The organism is Amycolatopsis sp. VS8301801F10, from assembly GCF_046195355.1.
In the GTDB taxonomy this organism is placed as follows: domain Bacteria; phylum Actinomycetota; class Actinomycetes; order Mycobacteriales; family Pseudonocardiaceae; genus Amycolatopsis.
This window is the reverse complement of record NZ_CP176065.1, coordinates 6,666,701-6,682,055: the sequence shown is the minus strand read 5'-3', so window position 1 is coordinate 6,682,055 and position 15,355 is coordinate 6,666,701. Positions and strand designations below refer to the sequence as shown.

The window sequence follows — 15,355 nt, the reverse complement described above, 5'->3', positions numbered from 1 at the left end:
GCGGCTATTCGCCAGGCCCGGCGGGGGCGCGGGCATTGCCCGGTGATTCGATCCAGAGGCCCGCCGAGCCGGAGCCGCGGACCGCGGCGGGCCTCAAGCTGAACGCGCGGTCTCAGTGCGTCCGGCTGGTTCCGGTGATAGCCGCGCACACGTCGGCGGCCGCCGTCCACAGTCCTAAGTGGTCGGTCGCGACGGTCCGGCATTCCATTCCCTGCTCCCGGGCGCGGACGGACATGGGCCGGAAAGGGGAGTGCTCGCCGAAAAGAACGCAGCGGCCCGGCGGTCGCTGCCCGGAAGACGGCGGCAAGCGTTCCTCGTGCGTGGCGAGGTCGATCGGCCGCAGCCGGGCCACCAGGTCCGGGTCGGTGAACCCGAGGGCCTCGAGCCCGAACGGCGGCACCGTCCTCCCCGAGGGGTGGTGGGCCGACGCCGCTTCGGTGAAGGGCTGACGCAGCATCGGCATCAGGTCGAACGCGGATTCGCCCGGCAAGGGAAGGAAAGCATCGAGATAAACCGCCTCGCGCACCGCCTCCGGATGCGCGTCCGCGACCCCGGCGACGACCATCCCGCCGTAACTGTGGCCGACGAGCACGACCTGGTCTTCGAGCAGCCGCCCGACCTCGCCGAGGTGCTGCCGGAGTCCGGAACCGGTGAGCGTGGGCGCGACGACTGTGTGCCCTTGCCCGGACAGCCGCTCCGCGATCCGGTCCCAGATCCAGCCGCCGCACCACGAGCCGTGCACCAGGACGTAACGGCTCACGCCGAGGGCACCTTCGCCACGACGTCGACCTCGACCAGCACCTCCGGGGCGAACAGCGCCGCGACCCCGACCATCGTGCTCGCCGGAGGCTGCGGCACGCCTTCGCGCAGCGGGCCGAAGAGACCGGGGAGCAGCTCGGGGCGATAGTTCACCACGTAAACGGTCTCCTTGACGATGTCCGCGCGTCCGCAGCCGACCGCGGCGAGCGCGACGTCCAGGTTCCGCGCGATCTGCCGCATCTGGGTCACGTGGTCGTCGCCGCGGAGGTTTCCGTGCTCGTCCCAAGCGACTTGCCCGGAAAGGAAAACCAGGTCGGCGACGCGCACGACAGGCGTGAAGGCCCCGGGAAGAAAGTGAAGTCCGGCAGGCGTCAGGTACTCGGTCATCACCGCACCGCCGTTCGTTCGGGGGCGCCGGCCCAGGCGGTGATCGCGGCTTCCCGGAGCGCGGCGTCCGGCGGCTCGTTTTCGCGGCGCACCCACGCGATGTGCCCGTCCGGCCGGACGAGGACCTCGCGGACGTTCTCGGGCAGGGAATCGGCCGCGGTGATCCGGCCTTTCCACCCCTCGGCGACCTCTGCCGCGCCGTCCCCGGCGTAGCCGAAAGTGCCGCTGTGCACCAGTTTCGCGCCTTCCGAGCCGAGCATCCGGTCCGGCAGGCGGGCGCCGACGAGCGGGTCGCCGTCCGGTGCCGGATAGGACGTCGACAGCGCGGACACCAGACCGGCCAGCCGGGCGTTGACTTCGGGGAGCTCCAGCAGCGAGTTCAGCAGTTCGCGCAGCGCTGTCACCGGGCGCCGGTATTCGGGGACCAGCGTCAGTTCCAGCAGCAGCGTCTGGGCCTGGGTGTTGTCGGTGACCAGCTGCCCCACCGGGAACCGCTCCGCGTGGTAGGTGTCGAGCAGGCCCGCCGGGGCCCAGCCGCGGATCTCGGCGGCGAGTTTCCAGCCGAGGTTCATCGCGTCCTGCAGCCCGGTGTTGAGCCCCTGGCCCGCCGCCGGGAAATGGATGTGCGCCGCGTCGCCCGCGACGAAAACCCGGCCGGACCGGTAGTTCTCGGCCAGCCGCGTGGCGTTGCCGAACCGCGACAGCCAGCGCGGCTCCGCGATCCCGAAGGACGTGCCCGCCAGGTTCGTCAGCGTTTCGCGGAACTCGTCGAAGGTCACCGGTTCCGCGGCCGGAACCCGCATCCGCTCCGGACTGGTGACCACGAAACGGGTCAGCCCTCCCGAAAGCGGGGCGATCAGCACCGGAGTCCGCCCGGCCGCGGCGATCTCGTCGTGGTCGACGACGGCGAAATCGCCGAGCATCGAGCTCATCGTGCCGTCCGAGCCCGGGAAACCGATGCCCGCCGACTCCCGGACCTTGCTTCGGCCGCCGTCGCAGCCGACGAGATACGCCGCGCGAAGCCGGAAATCCCCGTCCGGCCCGACGCCCGCGACAGTGACCCCGTCGTCGTCCTGCGCCAGCGACACCACTTCGTGCCCGTAGGAGATTTCGACGCCGAGTTCCCGCGCGCGCTCCTCGAGCAGCTGCTCGGTCCGCGCCTGCTCCAGGAACAGGGTGTAGCCGTGGCGGGTGTCCAGCGCGGAGAAGTCCAATTCCCGGGGCAGGCCGGCGAAATGCCAGCTCGGGACGGTGCGGCCGAGCGCGAGGAACCGGTCGGCGATGCCGCGCAGTTCGAGGATCTCGATGCTGCGCGGATGCAGCGTGAGGGCGCGGGACTGCCCGTGCCGTTCCCGCTGCCGTTCGAGAATCCGCACCCGCACTCCGGCCAGCGCCAGTTCGGCGCCGAGCAGCAGCCCGGTCGGGCCTGCTCCGCTGATCGCGACTTCGGTGTCCATCATCGCCTCCACTATTTTCCGAACAACGTTCATTTAAACCTGCCGCCAGTGTCCTGCGGAAGCGCGAAGCTGTCAAACACGCTGGTAGGCTCAGCCCGACATGACCGCGCACCAGCCCCGCACCCGAGGTCGCCCGCCCGCCGCCGACCGGGCCCACGTCACCGCCGCCGCGCTCCGGCTGCTCGGCGAAGAGGGCCTCGACGCGCTCACCATGCGGAAACTGGCCGCCGCGGTCGGCGTCCAGGTGGGGACGCTCTACGGCTACTTCCCGACCAAAACGGCGTTGCTCACCGCGATGGCCGAGGAGATGCTCGACGGCTGCCGCGCCGCGGCCGACGGAATCGCCGAGCCGCGGGAACGCGTGCTGGCTCTCGCGAGGAGCCTGCGCACCGCGCTGTTGTCCCATCGCGACGGCGCGCGGGTTTACGCGGGCACGCACGCCGTCGGCCCGAACACGCTGGGCTTCGCCGAAGCTCTCAACAGCGCGTTGCGCGAGACCGGACTCGACGCCGCGGCGGCGATGAAGACCTCGCTGCTGATCCTGCATTTCGCGACCGGCCACGTGCTCGAAGAACAGGCCGCGCTCCAGTCCGGCCCGGACCTGCCCGCCGACATCGGCCACCTGCGCCAGGCGATCCAGGGCGGCGAGTACCCGCGTCTCGCCGAAGCCCAGGACCAGCTGACCGGAACGGACCTGACCGAACTGTTCGAACAGGGCCTGCGGCTGCTCACCGCGGAGCTGCCCTGACGGGTCGCGTTCACTGTGCGGTGGCAACGGTTCCGCACAGTGCCCGCGGCTGACCTGCCCCGGCCGGTGGCGGTTCACTGCGCGGCCAACGGTGCGACGCGGGCGAGGGGCAACGCGGCCGGCGGTTCGAGCACGCGGCGCTCGCTAAAGTTCGCGGATGGCGGTGCTCGAGATCTCCGACCTGGTGGCGGCGTGGGACCCGGTGACCGGGGAACGCCTTCCCGTCCGCCGGTCCGAGGTGGTCGCCGCGCTGCGGGCGGCCGGGGACGACCGGGCCGCCCGGATCGTGCGGCGGATCCCGGTGCTCGGCGACGTGCTGGATCCGGACGCGGTGGACCGGCTGCTGATCCGGGCGCACACCGAACTGCAGCGGCTCAACGAGGAAGTCCGGATGGCGGAGCGCTTCGCCGAACTGCTGGCGCCGGTCCTCGCCGCGGTCCGGGCGGAGGGGATCCGCCCGCGGGTCGCGGACATCGGGTGCGGGCTGGGGTTCCTGGTGCGCAGCCTGGCCAGTTCCGGGGTGCTCGGGCCAGACGTCGAGCTGGTGGGCGTGGACTTCAATCGCGCTCTCGTGGCCGAAGCGAGCAGGCTGGCCGAGGACGAGCGGCTCCCGTGCACCTTCGTTTGCGGGGACGCCTTCGCGCTGACAGAGAGCGCCGCCGTCTACCTGTCCAACGGGGTGCTGCACCACTTTCCCGCCGACGCCCTGCCGGAGTTCTTCCGCGCTCAGGACCGCGCGGGCGCGCAGGCGTTCATCCACTACGACCTTGCTGCCACCCGGCTGGCTCCCTTCGGCGCTTGGCTGTTTCACCGGGCCCGGATGCGGGAGCCGCTGGGACGGCACGACGGCGTCGCGTCCGCGCGGCGCGCCCACAGCGACAACGTGCTGCTGTCGGCCGCCGTGCAGGCCACCGGCATGGAGACGTTTCTCTTCGAACCGACCAGGTACACCAATCCGCTCTGCGCGGCGATGCGCCCGGTCGTCGGCCTGCGCCCGCAGTTGACCGGCGAGGTGCTGCGGGCACTGGGCCGCCGCGCTCGTGGATTGGTGCGGGCGAGATGACCGTGCTGGTTCCGCTCGGGCTGGGCACGCTCGCGCTCCTCGACGCCGCGCTCGCCGGTTTCCGGGCCGCGACCGGCCGCAACGCCCGGATCCGCAAGCGTTCCTGGTATCTGGCGGCCTCCCGCCGGGGGCTGGCCAGCGGCGCCGGGGGCCTCGGCCTGGTGGCGACGCTGATCGCGGCGACTCTGGCGGCCTCGGCGGATCCCGGGGCCCGGTACGCCGGGCTGGTCGAGGCGGGCGCGCGGATGCTGCAGGTGCTGATCCCGTTCGCGGCGGTCGTGGTGGCCTCGCTGCTGGCGTACTGGCTGCTGCCGATGCGGGGCAGCACGGTGGTGATCCTGCTCGGTCTCGGACCGTTCACGCTGGCCAGGCCGGCGGTCGTGGCCGCCGCCGCGGGGTGGTCGGTCGCGGCGTCGGGCGATTGGCTCGTCTGGACGGCCGCGCTCGCGGCCGCGGTCGTCGTGCTGGCGGTCGAGCCGGTCGTCCATTGCCGCTGGTACCGGATCCCGGCATGACGACCCGTTGATTCTCGGCACCGGATTCCGCGTATTTTCCTCCTTCTCGCTGCTGATTCTTCATTCCGTCGAAAATGTTTTCGGGGAACCGGCATTCCGGGGCGAAATGCTCCAGCGCGTCCCACGACCCGGTGAACGCGGTTGGCGGGCCAGGATTTCCGGCGAATAGTGAGTTCGTCGACAGCAGCCGGAAAACGCCGCTCCGGGCGGCGGGCGTTCTTGCGCGCCGCGGGGCGGAATCGGGATCCTGAGTGCACTGGAGTGCGAGGGGAGGAGCTGCGCGATGGACGACGTGGAGCTGACGCATCGCGAATGCGTCCGGCTGCTCCGGTCGCCGGAACGGGGCCGGCACGGGATCGTCGCGATCGACGGGCTGAAGCCGGTCGACCGCGTGTGCCTTCTCCTCGACGCGGGCGACGTGCTCATCCCGGCCGGGCCGGACAGCGGGCTGGTGCGCGCGGCGGCGCTGCGCCCGGTTTCGCTGGAGTTCACCGACCGGGGCAAGGACGGGCGGCTGCGGTGGACAGTCCGCGGAATCGGCCTCGCCCGGCCGATGACCGGGCTCGACCTCCCGCGTCCGGTGCCGCGCAGCACGGTGCTCGCCGCGATGCCGGACGCGTTCCGCAACGGAGTCCGGGTCGTGGTCGCCCGCTACCGCGGCAACCGGCCGGCGGACGGGACCGGGATTCCCGGCCCGCGCGTCGGTTGAGCGGATTCGCGCGCGGCGGGTGTTGGTGGCCGTTTGGCGTCGTCGCTGCGGGACTCCGCCGGGCAGTTCGCGGCCGGATTTCCGGCCCGCGTGTCGGTTGAGCAGATTCGCGCGCAGGGCGGGTGTTGGTGACCGTTTGGCGTCGTCGCTGCGGGGCTCCGTCGGGCTGGTCTCGACTGGATTTCCGGCCCGCGTGCTGGTTGAGCGGGTTCGCGCGCAGGGCGGGTATTGGTAACCGTTTGGCGTCGTCGCTGCGGGACTCCGCCGGGCAGTTCGCGACCGGATTCCCGCCCCGCGCGCCGGTTGAGCAGATTCGCGCGCACGGCGGGTGTTGGTAACCGTTTGGCGTCATCGCCGCGAGGCCCCGCCGGGCAGTTCGCGACCGGATAAGATGCTTTTGCCTGAAATCAGTCGTTCACGCGTTTCGTGCACCAGGGGCGAGCGGCTGGGTGATCAGGAGGGGGAACCGCGAGGTCGAGCGGGTGCTGGGCACAGCGCCGAGTGGCCGGGCGGAGGCGTCATCCAGTCGGAAGGAACCATGGGAACCACTGTCAGGGCCTTGGCCGTCACCGCGATCTGGCTGGTCGTCGTCGGCGACGTGCTGCTGGGCATGGGAGCCGTGATGGCGATCGCCGAGCCGGCCGGGCCCGGCTTCAATTTCGGTGCGGCTGGCTCGCTTTTCTTCGGTCAGTGCGCGACGGGCCTGGGCCTGCTGATCGCCGTCGCGGCAGCAGCGGCCCGGCTTCGGGACAAGGGACGCGACGGGCGGCCGCCGGTGCGGATTCTGCCCCAGGACAAGCGTCTCCGGCGCTTGACCGCGGTCGCGATCGGCCTGTGCGCCGTCGGGGCGGTCGTGCTGGGCGTGGGTCCGGCGTTCTTCAGCGGGCCGCCGGGCAGCGGCTTCACGAGCGATATCCCGGTCTTCGCGGTCGGCCTCGGCATTTCCGCCGCCGGCGTGCTGACGGGTCTTCCGCCGGTGCTGCACTGGCGCAAGAACTCTGACCGTTTCCTGCACCGCGCGTAGCGATCAGCCGTCCGTTCGGCCTGCGTCCAACGCGTCACAAGCATTTGCCCCGCCAGCCGAACCTGTCCTCGAACAGCGGGTCGCCAGGCGGAGTTCACCCAGAAGGAATCATGAGAACTGCAGTCAAGACGTTGACGTTGGTCGCGTTCTGGATCCTCTTCGCCGGAACCGCGCTGCTCGCCATGGGGTTCGTCATGCTCGTCACCGCGCCGCCGCACAGCGGGGCCAACATCGGCGCCGGAGGTGCCTTCCTTTTCGGGATGGCCTGCACCGTCGGGGGTCTGCTGATCGGCGCGGCGGCGGCGGTGGCTTGGCTGCGGCTCCCGAAGCCGGAACGGCGTCCCGCCGCCGATCTGCCTGCCTGGCAGCACCGGCTCCGGCGGTTGACCGCGGCCGCGGTGGCGCTGATCGCCGCCGGGGCCGCCGTCCAGTTCGCGGGAGCGGTGAACTTCACGGGGGAACAGGCGGACACCGACTGGACGGATACCTACGCGTTCTTCGTGGCCGGCGGCAGCATTTCCGGGTTGGGCCTGCTCGCCGGGATTCCGCACGTGGCGTACTGGTTCTCCTGGCGGAGGACCGCCGCCCACTTGTCGCGCCGTGCGTAGCGATCAGGCGGGCCGCATCGTGCGCATCGTGCGCTCGGCCTCCCACCAGGTGCGTACCGCGACGATCTTCCCCGCCGCGCCGACCCGGTAGACGAACACGCCCTCGGCCTCGAACACCTGTCCGCCGTTCTGGCTGCGGACGTGGCCGGTGTAAGCGACTTCGTCCCCGCAGGCGAAGGAATCGTCGAAGAAGAACTCGATCGACTCGTGGGGAGCGATGGCCTGGTCCCAGAACGCCGAGAGGGCGTCGCGGCCCCGGTGCCCCCGGCCCTCCGGGTCGAACTGCGAAGGGCCGACGGGATCTTCCACGAGGGCGTCGGCGGCGAAGAGGTCCAGCCAGGCCGCCTTGTCCTTCCTCCGGACGGCGGCGTGCAGTGCCTGGCTGGCGGTGCGCGCGGGATGGGCGGCGGTCATCGGGCCTCCTGGTGTCAATCGTCGCTAGCCTGGGGGTCATGGTGTTCGACTCCACGCGGCTGGATCTCCGGCCGTATGCCGGGTTCGAAATGGCGCGCTACGTCCGGCGCACGTACTGCAGCTGGGAGGACGCCGGCTGGGAGTCCTTGCTCGTGCAGCGGTTCGAGCACGTCCCGGTCGCCGAGGACGTGGCGCTCCCGGCCGCGGCCGACCTGCATCTGGTGCTGCCGGCCGGGAGGAGCGCGGTGATGGAGACGCGCCGGGACGGCCGGTGGACGCGCGCCCGGTGGACGCCGGGGCGCGTCGAGCTGATGCCTCCGGACCAGCCCGCCCGGCGCCGTTATCGGGCGGACGGGGTGCTGAACAGCGTGCAGGTCCACCTTCCGCGGGCCGTCGTCGATTCGACCGCGGCACAGCTCGGCGCCGCCGCGGTCGACTTCGACGCCATGGCCGCGTCGTTGACGGCGGGCGATCCGCTGGTCGAGGAGATCGTCCGGGCCCTCGGCGGCGCGGGCGGGGCCGACGATCTCTACGCCGAGTCCGCGGCCGCGTTCCTGGCGATGCAGCTGCTCACCCGGCATGCCGGGCTGTCCGCCGAGGCGGTGCCGGCGCGGGAGAATCCCCGGGTGCGGGCGGTGATCGCGGCGATGCGCGAGCGGCTCGCCGAGCCGCTCGCCCTGGCCGACCTCGCCGGCGAGGTCCACCTGAGCGTCTACCACCTGGTCCGGGTCTTCAAGGAGGCGACCGGCGCCACGCCGTACCGGTATCTGACCGGGTTGCGGATCGACGAGGCGAAACGATTGCTGCGCGGCACCGACCTGACGATCTCCCAGATCGCGGGGCGATGCGGCTTCGCCAGCCCGGCCGCGTTGTCGACGGCCTTCCTCCGGCACACCGGAACGCGGCCCTCGGCGTACCGCGATTCCTGACCGCGCCTGCCTCAGGACCCGGCCCGGATCTTCCGCGCGTGCCGGAAGGCGTCGCGGAGCTCGGACACCAGCAGGTCCGGCTGCTCCAAGCCGGGGAAGTGGCCGCCGCGGTCCAGTTCGTGCCAGGAACGCAGGTCGAGGTAGCGGCGCTCGGCCCAGTGCCGGGCGGCCGGCCAGGGATCGGCCGGGAACACCGAGCAGGCGGTCGGGACGGTCACCGGTTGCGCGTTCTCCGCTTCCGCGCTGCGGGGCACCCAGCGCATCGCTTCCCAGTACCAGCGCGAGGAGGACGCGCCGGTGCCGGTCAGCCAGTACAGCGCGATGGTGTCGATCTGCTGGGAAATGCTGACGCCGCCGCCGGATTCGGGCCGGGTGTCGGAGTAGGCGGCGAACTTCTCTCCCAGCCACGCGGCCAGCCCGGCGGGGGAGTCGAGGAGCGAGTAGCCCAGGGTCTGCGGGCGCGTGCTCATCTGCATCCCGAAGCCGTAGCCGTCGGCCAGGTGCAGATTGCGCCGGTCGATGATGCGTTGTTCGGCGGCGCTGGGCGCGAGCAGATCGTCCGGTGTCGGGGACGCCAGCGGCATCGTCAGGTGCAGTCCGGCGACGCGCTCGGGGACGAGCCGCGCGAGTTCGGTGCTGACGTAGGCGCCCCAATCCCCGCCGTGCGCGCCGAAACGCGGATAGCCGAGCACCGTCATCAGCCGCGCCCACGCCCGTGCGGTCCGCCCGGGATTCCAGCCCTGCTCCCGGGGCCGGTCGCTGAACCCGAATCCGGGCAGCGCCGGGATCACCAGGTGGAAGGCGTCGCGCGCGGAACCGCCGTGCGCGACCGGATCGCTCAGCGGCCCGATGACGTCCTCGAACTCGAGGACCGAACCGGGCCAGCCGTGCGTCAGCACCAGCGGAAGCGCGTCCGGTTCGGGGGAGCGCACGTGCCAGAACGCGATTCCCAAGCCGTCGAGGACCATCCGGTAGTGCGGGATGGCGTTCCACCGCTGTTCGAGGGCATGCCAATCGTGTTCGCGCCAAGCCGTCAGCAGGGTCGACAGCTGCGCGAGCTGGATTCCCTGGCTCGCGTCCGGCACGGTTTCGTGCTCGGGAAGCCGGACCCGGTCCAGTCTGGCCCGCAGATCGGCGAGGTCCGCGTCGTCGACGCGGACGGCGAAGGGCTCGGGGGCGGACGGCGTCTCGTCCGGAGAAAGTTCAGCCACGGAACGAACCGTAGAGCCGGGCGGCGCGGGTCTCCATGCTCGAGATTGCGGTGTGCGAGCCGATAATTGCGGTGTCCCGGCGCGCGGAGGCCGACGGTCCACCCGATGGGGCCGCGGAACTCGATTATCCGCCTGTCCGGGCGGTGGAAAAATGGGCAAGGGGATTTCTTGTCGCTGATTTTCCGTTGTCGTTCTCGGCATTCGGCCTCATGTAACGCGGCGGGTCGCGGCCTCGATTACGAGGCAGCGCGAGACGGCCGGGTCTTCTTTTTTCCGGTTGGTTTGGAAATGATCTGTCGGACGAATCCCGGGGATGGGAAGCGCATGTCGACCGAAAACGATGTCCGGCTCGGGGAAACCGACGATTTCGCCCGCGAGGCGCGACGGCGGGTGCCGTGGCCGCTGCTGACTGTGACCGCCGTTGTCGTGCTGGGCCTGTTCTCCTGGTGGCTCGGCCCGGTCGCGCTCGTGGCTCCCTGGGACAATTTCATTCTGCTGGACGGCGGTTACCGCATCGCGCAAGGCCAAGTGCCCGGAGCCGATTTCTCGAACGCCATCGGTCCGCTCGTTTACGCGCTCACCTCGCTGGGCATGCAGTTGCAGGCGGTGCCGTCGCTCGCCGCGGTCACGTACGGCTGTTTGCTCTTTCTCCCGATCGCGGCGGTGCTGGCCGGATATGTCGCGCATCGGCGGTTGCCCGGCGGGTATGCGACGGGATTCACCGTTTTTATGGCGCTGCTCGTCATTTCCGTGCGACCGCCGGGCTACTCGCCGGGCACGACGACGTACGCGATGCTCTACAACAAGTTCGGCTGGCTGCTCTACTCCGCATTGCTGCTCGCGGTACTGGTCCGGCCGCGCACCAGGCGGCCGCTGGCCGACGGCGTCGCGCTCGGCCTGCTGCTCGGCCTGCTCGCCTACGACAAGGCGAACTTTTTCCTGGTGGGCCTGCTCGCCGTCGGCCTCGGGCTGCTCCTGCGGACCGTCGCCGCGCGGGCGTTGCTCGGCGCCCTCGCCGGGTTCGGGCTGATCGTCGCGGTGTTCTGGCTGGGTTTCGGGATCGGCCCGGCCGGCTACGCGAGAGACGTCGTGACGGCGTTTGCCGCGCAGGGAACCGGAAAGCGGCTCGGTCTGCTGCTGCACAGCATCGCGTACAACGCGCCGGTCGGCGTTCTCGCGTTGCTCGTCGTGGCCGGTCTTTTCTGGCTCGCCCGGCGGCGCGGAGAACCGGCCCGGCCGTGGCGATTGCTCGTGGTCACGTTGTTCGTGCTCGGGTCGAGCGTCGTCATCTCCGCCGCCGACAGCCCGGAGAAATCCGACCTCGCCGCCCTCGTCGTGATTCCGCTCGTGCTGGTGGCGGCGCGGAAACCGGAACTGCCGCGCTGGACCGGCGGAGACGGCCGCGGCCGGATTCCGGTGCCGCTACTCGCCGGTCTCGTCCTGCTGCTCGTCGCGACGACCGCACCGATAGCCGGCAAGGACGCGCTCGCGCTCGGCATCAGCGCGACCCGCCGAGACGCCCTCGCCGCGCCGTCGCAGCGGATCACCAGCCCGCATCTCGGCGACTTCGTCGTCCCGGCGGACGCGAAGTGGCAGACCGCCTACCGCAACGCGGCCGCGGTCCCGGCGATGCTTGACGACGGCCTCGCGTTGCTGCGCCGCCATCTCCGACCCGGCGATCGCGTGGCCAGTTTGTCGTTGGCCAACCCGTTCGCCTTCGCGCTGGACCTGACGCCGGTGACGGGCGGCCCGCTCTGGTGGGACCTGGAGATCAGCTTCGACGAGCGGACTCATCCGCCGGCGGAGCAGGTGTTCGGGGACGCGCACTGGGTGATGGTGCCGAAGCTGCGGGCCGGGCAAGGCTGCTGCCAGGACACCGTAGAGGCGCTGACCCGCATCTACGGCGGCTATCTGGCGCAGCATTTCCGGCTGGTCGAGTCCACTGGGGACTGGACGCTTCTGGCTCGCGCTTGACCTCCGGGCGACAAGCTCCGCGAGGCTCGAGCATCTTTTCGGCGTGGCCTGGGGCGAAGACAGCTCGGAACCCGCGGTCCGTCCGCGCGGGTGGACGCGCGACGATCTCGAAGCTGGCAAGCCCCGGCGGGCGACAAGGGATTCATCGGGCACCGGTTCGGCCCGTTCCGGCGGCGCTCACGAATCCCTGACACTTGCCCGGCACCCTGTGCGGCATGAAATTCCTTCGCACGGCCGTCGCCGCACTAGCGCTGGCCACGGCAATTATCATTGCGCCGCAAGCAGAAGCGAGCCAGGGCGTCGGCGTGGTCGAGTACAACCTCGGTGATCAGGCCTTCCACGACCCGACCGTGTCCGTTCCGATGGAGCTGGCCGCGGTCGTGCACTACCCGCGTGACCTCGGCGGGCGGCCGCATCCCTTGATCGTGCAGGAGCACGGCAGCTGGTGGAGTTGCGTGGACCCGGTCGCGAAGACCCCGGGCGGCGACTGGCCGTGTCCGCCGGGGCAGCGGCCGCTGCCGAGCTACCGCGGTTACGACTATCTCGGCGAGAAGCTGGCCGAGCGGGGCTTCGTCGTCGTGTCGATCAGCGCCAACGCGATCAACGCGCATCTCCTCGGCGACGAGGGCTACTACTCGCGCGCCCATCTGGTCAACAAGCACCTGGAGCTGTGGCGCGACCTCGCGCGCGGCCAGGGACCGCTCGCGGCGACGCTCGGCCGGTTCCGCGGGCACGTCGACCTCGGCCGGGTCGGGACGATGGGGCATTCCCGCGGCGGCAAAGGCGTGATGTGGCAGGCCTCCGACAAGCACACGCCCGAATGGCCCGACGGGGTCCGGATCCGCGCGGTCGTGCCGCTCGCGCCGGTCTACTTCAACTCCACTGAGGACGACAACAGCGACGTGCTGGTCACCCGGGTGCCGTTCAAGGTGGTCATCGCCACCTGCGACGGAGCAGTCGGCACCGTGGGCCTGCAGTACGTCACGGACGTTCAAGGGAAGAACCGCGACGCCAGTTCGGTGGTAATGCAGGGAGCCAACCACAACTTCTACAACACCGAATGGTCGCCCGGAAAAATCGGTGGGGAGGACGACGCGCCCGCGGACTGCGTCGGCAAGATGACCCCGGCCCGGCAACGGGGCGACGCTGTCCGCGAGATCGTGTCGTTCTTCGCCAGCCGGCTTCGCTAGCGTCCCAAGCGGACGGTCAGCCTGAGCCGGAGGACCGGGCCAGCGCGGCGAGCCGCGGCCGCGCGGGGGTTACCCGGACGAAACCGGGCCGCGCGGCCACCAAACCGCAGGCGAGTTCGGGCGCAAGCAACAGGATCAGCAGCCAGATCGGCAGATGCCAGCCGCCGGTGAGCGCGTGCAGCAGTCCGAAGGCCAGCGGGCCGCACGCGGCGAGGAGGTATCCGCCGCACTGCGCCATCCCGGAGAGCCTCGCCGTGCCGGTGTGCGTGGCCGAACGCAAGTTGAGGAGCGTCAACGCGATCGGGAACGCGGCGCCGGTGGCGACTCCGAAGACCGCGATCCAGAGCCATCCGGCTCCGGGAGCCAGCAGCAGGCCGGCGAGCCCGACCGCCATCAGGGCGACGACTCCGGCGACGAGCGGCCGCTGGTCGCGCATCCGCGCGGCGACGACCGGCACGACGAAGCCGAGCGGAATGCCGGCGATGATGACGACCGAGTTCATCGTCCCGGCGGTGGCGGGGGAGAATCCCTGGCCCTGCATGATTTCCGGGAGCCACGACGTCAGCGTGTAGAACACCAGCGACGTCATCCCCATGAAGATCATCACGCACCACGCCAGCGGCGAACGCAGCAGCGAGCCCGATTCGCTTGCGGGAGGGGTTTCCGCGGACGGGCGCCCCGGCGGTCGGGTGCGGAGACTGAGCGGAACCCACACGAGGGCGGCGAGCACGGCCGGGATCGTCCAGGCGGCCAGGGTCAGCCGCCAGCCGCCCAGGTGTTCCAACGGCACGGCCAGGCCCGCCCCGGCCGCGCCGCCGACCGACAGCAGCATCATCGACAAACCGGTGAGTGGCCCTACGCGATCCGGGAAAACGCGTTTGATGACCGCCGGGAGCAGGACGTTGCCGACCGCGACCCCGCCTCCGGCGAGCACCGTGCCCGCGAACAACGTCGGCTGGGCGGAGATCACGCGCAGCAGCAGTCCGAGCGTGATCGCCAAGAGCGCCGCGGAGATCGCCGCCGTGGTGCCGATCCGGCGCGCGAGGACGGGGGCGAGCGCGGAGAAGGTGCCCACGCACAGTTCGGGCAAGGCAGTGAGCACGCTGACTCCGAGTCCGGACAGGTCGAACTCGTCCTGGAGCCGGCTCAGGACCGGGGGAACGCCGGTGATGGCCGCCCGCAGGTTGAGGGCCAGCAGCACCAGGCCGACGAGAGTCCAGACCGCGGCGCTCCGGCGTCTTTTCGCGCCCGGACCCGGCCAGCGGGAGGACCAGCGGGCCAGCCCGGCCGCAACCCCCGTCACCACCACGGTTTCGGCGAGCAACGTCAGCCACACCGTGCTCATCGAGACGCTCATCGGGACTTCCTTCCAGTCGGCCTCGCCTCCAGGTTCGTGGTGCGCATCGAACAGGTCCAGGTTGTCTTTCCAGACCAAACTGTGAAGAATCGACTACATGATTGATCTGCGCAGGCTCCACGTGCTGCGCGCGGTGGACCATTACGGCACGGTGACCGCCGCCGCGCGGGCGCTGCACTTCACGCCGTCCGCCGCGTCCCAGCAGATCCGCCAGCTGGGCCGGGAACTCGGGGTGGCCCTGCTCGAACCGCAGGGCCGCCGGGTGCGGCTCACCCCGGCGGCGCACCGGCTCCTGGCGCACGCGGACGACATCCAGGCGCGCTGGGAACGCGCCGAACTGGACCTGCGCGCCGACGGCGGCGAACCGGCCGGGCTGCTGCGCCTGGCCGGTTTCCCGGTCGCGGTCTCCGCGCTGCTCGCCCCGGCCGCCGCCGCGCTCGCCGCCCGCCACCCCCGGCTCGTCCCGAGGATCAGCGAGGCGGAGGCCGCCGACTGCTTCGACCGGCTCTTCGACGGCGACGCCGACCTCGCTGTCGTGGAGGCCGCCCCGGACGAACCGCCGCGCGACCGGGCCCGGTTCGAGCAGCGCCCGTTGCTGGACGACCCGTTCGACCTGGTGGTCGCCGCCGGACACCGGCTCGCCGGGCGCGACCGGGTCGATCTCGCCGAGGCCGCCGGCGAACCGTGGATCGTGCCGAGCGCGACGTGCACGTGCCGCACCCACGTCCTGTCCGCGTGCGGCGCGGCCGGTTTCACCCCGGACGTCGCCCACGACGCGCTGAACTGGAACGCCACCTTCGCCCTGGTCGCCCATGGGCTCGGCGTCGCGCTGGTGCCCCGGACCGCGCAGGCGCCGGAGAACGCCGCGGTGGTCCGGCTGCCCTGCGCAGGCGAGCCGCGGCGCAAGATCCTCACGGTCACCCGGCCCGGCGCCCGGGCCAACCCGGCGGTCGCCGCCGCGCTGGAGGAGTTGGAAGGCCTCGTTCCCTCGCTGCTGGCCGGCTGAGGCC

At 71.3% G+C, this 15,355-nt stretch carries 16 protein-coding genes; 10 read left to right on the top strand and 6 right to left on the bottom strand.

Translation table 11 applies throughout. The features are described 5' to 3' along the window. Nucleotides 1–112: 112 nt before the first annotated feature. Genes F9C11_RS30855 through F9C11_RS30845 form a run of 3 tightly spaced genes read right to left on the bottom strand, consistent with a single transcriptional unit; the run spans nt 113 to nt 2,606 of the window. On the bottom strand, nt 113–760 hold the full coding sequence (locus tag F9C11_RS30855; protein WP_409180868.1) for an alpha/beta fold hydrolase: 648 nt from the start codon (nt 758–760) through the stop codon (nt 113–115). Next, nucleotides 757–1,146, bottom strand: coding sequence for a RidA family protein (locus tag F9C11_RS30850; RefSeq protein ID WP_409180867.1), 390 nt, complete (start codon nt 1,144–1,146; stop codon nt 757–759). The genes F9C11_RS30855 and F9C11_RS30850 overlap by 4 nt, the downstream gene beginning before the upstream one ends. After that, a complete protein-coding gene (locus F9C11_RS30845; RefSeq protein WP_409180866.1) occupies nt 1,146–2,606 on the bottom strand; it encodes an FAD-dependent monooxygenase in 1,461 nt (486 codons plus the stop codon). Before F9C11_RS30845 ends, F9C11_RS30850 begins: the two co-directional genes overlap by 1 nt. A gap of 97 nt (nt 2,607–2,703) precedes the next feature. On the opposite strand from F9C11_RS30845, the gene F9C11_RS30840 reads away from it, so the two are divergent. From F9C11_RS30840 to F9C11_RS30815, 6 genes are all read left to right on the top strand, one after another. Next, nucleotides 2,704–3,351: a TetR/AcrR family transcriptional regulator gene (locus F9C11_RS30840; RefSeq protein ID WP_409180865.1), complete on the top strand. Its 648-nt coding sequence runs from the start codon at nt 2,704–2,706 to the stop codon at nt 3,349–3,351. Between the two features lie 157 nt (nt 3,352–3,508). Then, nucleotides 3,509–4,414 carry a class I SAM-dependent methyltransferase gene (locus F9C11_RS30835; protein WP_409180864.1) on the top strand — a complete coding sequence of 302 codons (906 nt, stop codon included), beginning with the start codon at nt 3,509–3,511 and terminating at the stop codon, nt 4,412–4,414. Continuing rightward, nucleotides 4,411–4,929, top strand: a complete 519-nt coding sequence (locus tag F9C11_RS30830) for an oxidoreductase (RefSeq protein WP_409180863.1) — start codon at nt 4,411–4,413, stop codon at nt 4,927–4,929. Before F9C11_RS30835 ends, F9C11_RS30830 begins: the two co-directional genes overlap by 4 nt. A 283-nt stretch (nt 4,930–5,212) precedes the next feature. Further along, nucleotides 5,213–5,638, top strand: a complete 426-nt coding sequence (locus tag F9C11_RS30825) for a hypothetical protein (RefSeq protein WP_409180862.1) — start codon at nt 5,213–5,215, stop codon at nt 5,636–5,638. Between the two features lie 559 nt (nt 5,639–6,197). Then, nucleotides 6,198–6,662, top strand: coding sequence for a hypothetical protein (locus tag F9C11_RS30820; RefSeq protein ID WP_409180861.1), 465 nt, complete (start codon nt 6,198–6,200; stop codon nt 6,660–6,662). 110 nt (nt 6,663–6,772) lie between these two features. Further along, nucleotides 6,773–7,270: a hypothetical protein gene (locus tag F9C11_RS30815; RefSeq protein WP_409180860.1), complete on the top strand. Its 498-nt coding sequence runs from the start codon at nt 6,773–6,775 to the stop codon at nt 7,268–7,270. A gap of 3 nt (nt 7,271–7,273) precedes the next feature. Here F9C11_RS30815 and F9C11_RS30810 read toward each other — a convergent pair whose 3' ends face one another. Beyond that, complete coding sequence (locus F9C11_RS30810) at nt 7,274–7,684, bottom strand: nuclear transport factor 2 family protein (protein ID WP_409180859.1); 411 nt, start codon at nt 7,682–7,684, stop codon at nt 7,274–7,276. A 38-nt stretch (nt 7,685–7,722) separates the two neighbouring features. Here F9C11_RS30810 and F9C11_RS30805 point away from each other — a divergent pair, with 38 nt between their 5' ends. Continuing rightward, nucleotides 7,723–8,613 carry a helix-turn-helix domain-containing protein gene (locus tag F9C11_RS30805; RefSeq protein ID WP_409180858.1) on the top strand — a complete coding sequence of 297 codons (891 nt, stop codon included), beginning with the start codon at nt 7,723–7,725 and terminating at the stop codon, nt 8,611–8,613. Between the two features lie 11 nt (nt 8,614–8,624). On the opposite strand, the gene F9C11_RS30800 is transcribed toward F9C11_RS30805, so the two are convergent. After that, complete coding sequence (locus F9C11_RS30800; RefSeq protein WP_409180857.1) at nt 8,625–9,824, bottom strand: epoxide hydrolase family protein; 1,200 nt, start codon at nt 9,822–9,824, stop codon at nt 8,625–8,627. Nucleotides 9,825–10,148: 324 nt separating this feature from the next. On the opposite strand from F9C11_RS30800, the gene F9C11_RS30795 reads away from it, so the two are divergent. After that, nucleotides 10,149–11,798: a hypothetical protein gene (locus F9C11_RS30795; protein WP_409180856.1), complete on the top strand. Its 1,650-nt coding sequence runs from the start codon at nt 10,149–10,151 to the stop codon at nt 11,796–11,798. A gap of 215 nt (nt 11,799–12,013) precedes the next feature. Then, nucleotides 12,014–12,988, top strand: coding sequence for an alpha/beta hydrolase family protein (locus tag F9C11_RS30790; RefSeq protein ID WP_409180855.1), 975 nt, complete (start codon nt 12,014–12,016; stop codon nt 12,986–12,988). A gap of 16 nt (nt 12,989–13,004) precedes the next feature. Here the strand turns inward: F9C11_RS30790 and F9C11_RS30785 are convergent, their stop codons facing one another. Beyond that, complete coding sequence (locus F9C11_RS30785; protein WP_409180854.1) at nt 13,005–14,345, bottom strand: CynX/NimT family MFS transporter; 1,341 nt, start codon at nt 14,343–14,345, stop codon at nt 13,005–13,007. Between the two features lie 97 nt (nt 14,346–14,442). Between F9C11_RS30785 and F9C11_RS30780 the strand changes: the two genes are divergently transcribed. Then, nucleotides 14,443–15,351, top strand: coding sequence for a LysR family transcriptional regulator (locus F9C11_RS30780; RefSeq protein WP_409180853.1), 909 nt, complete (start codon nt 14,443–14,445; stop codon nt 15,349–15,351). Nucleotides 15,352–15,355 lie beyond the last annotated feature (4 nt).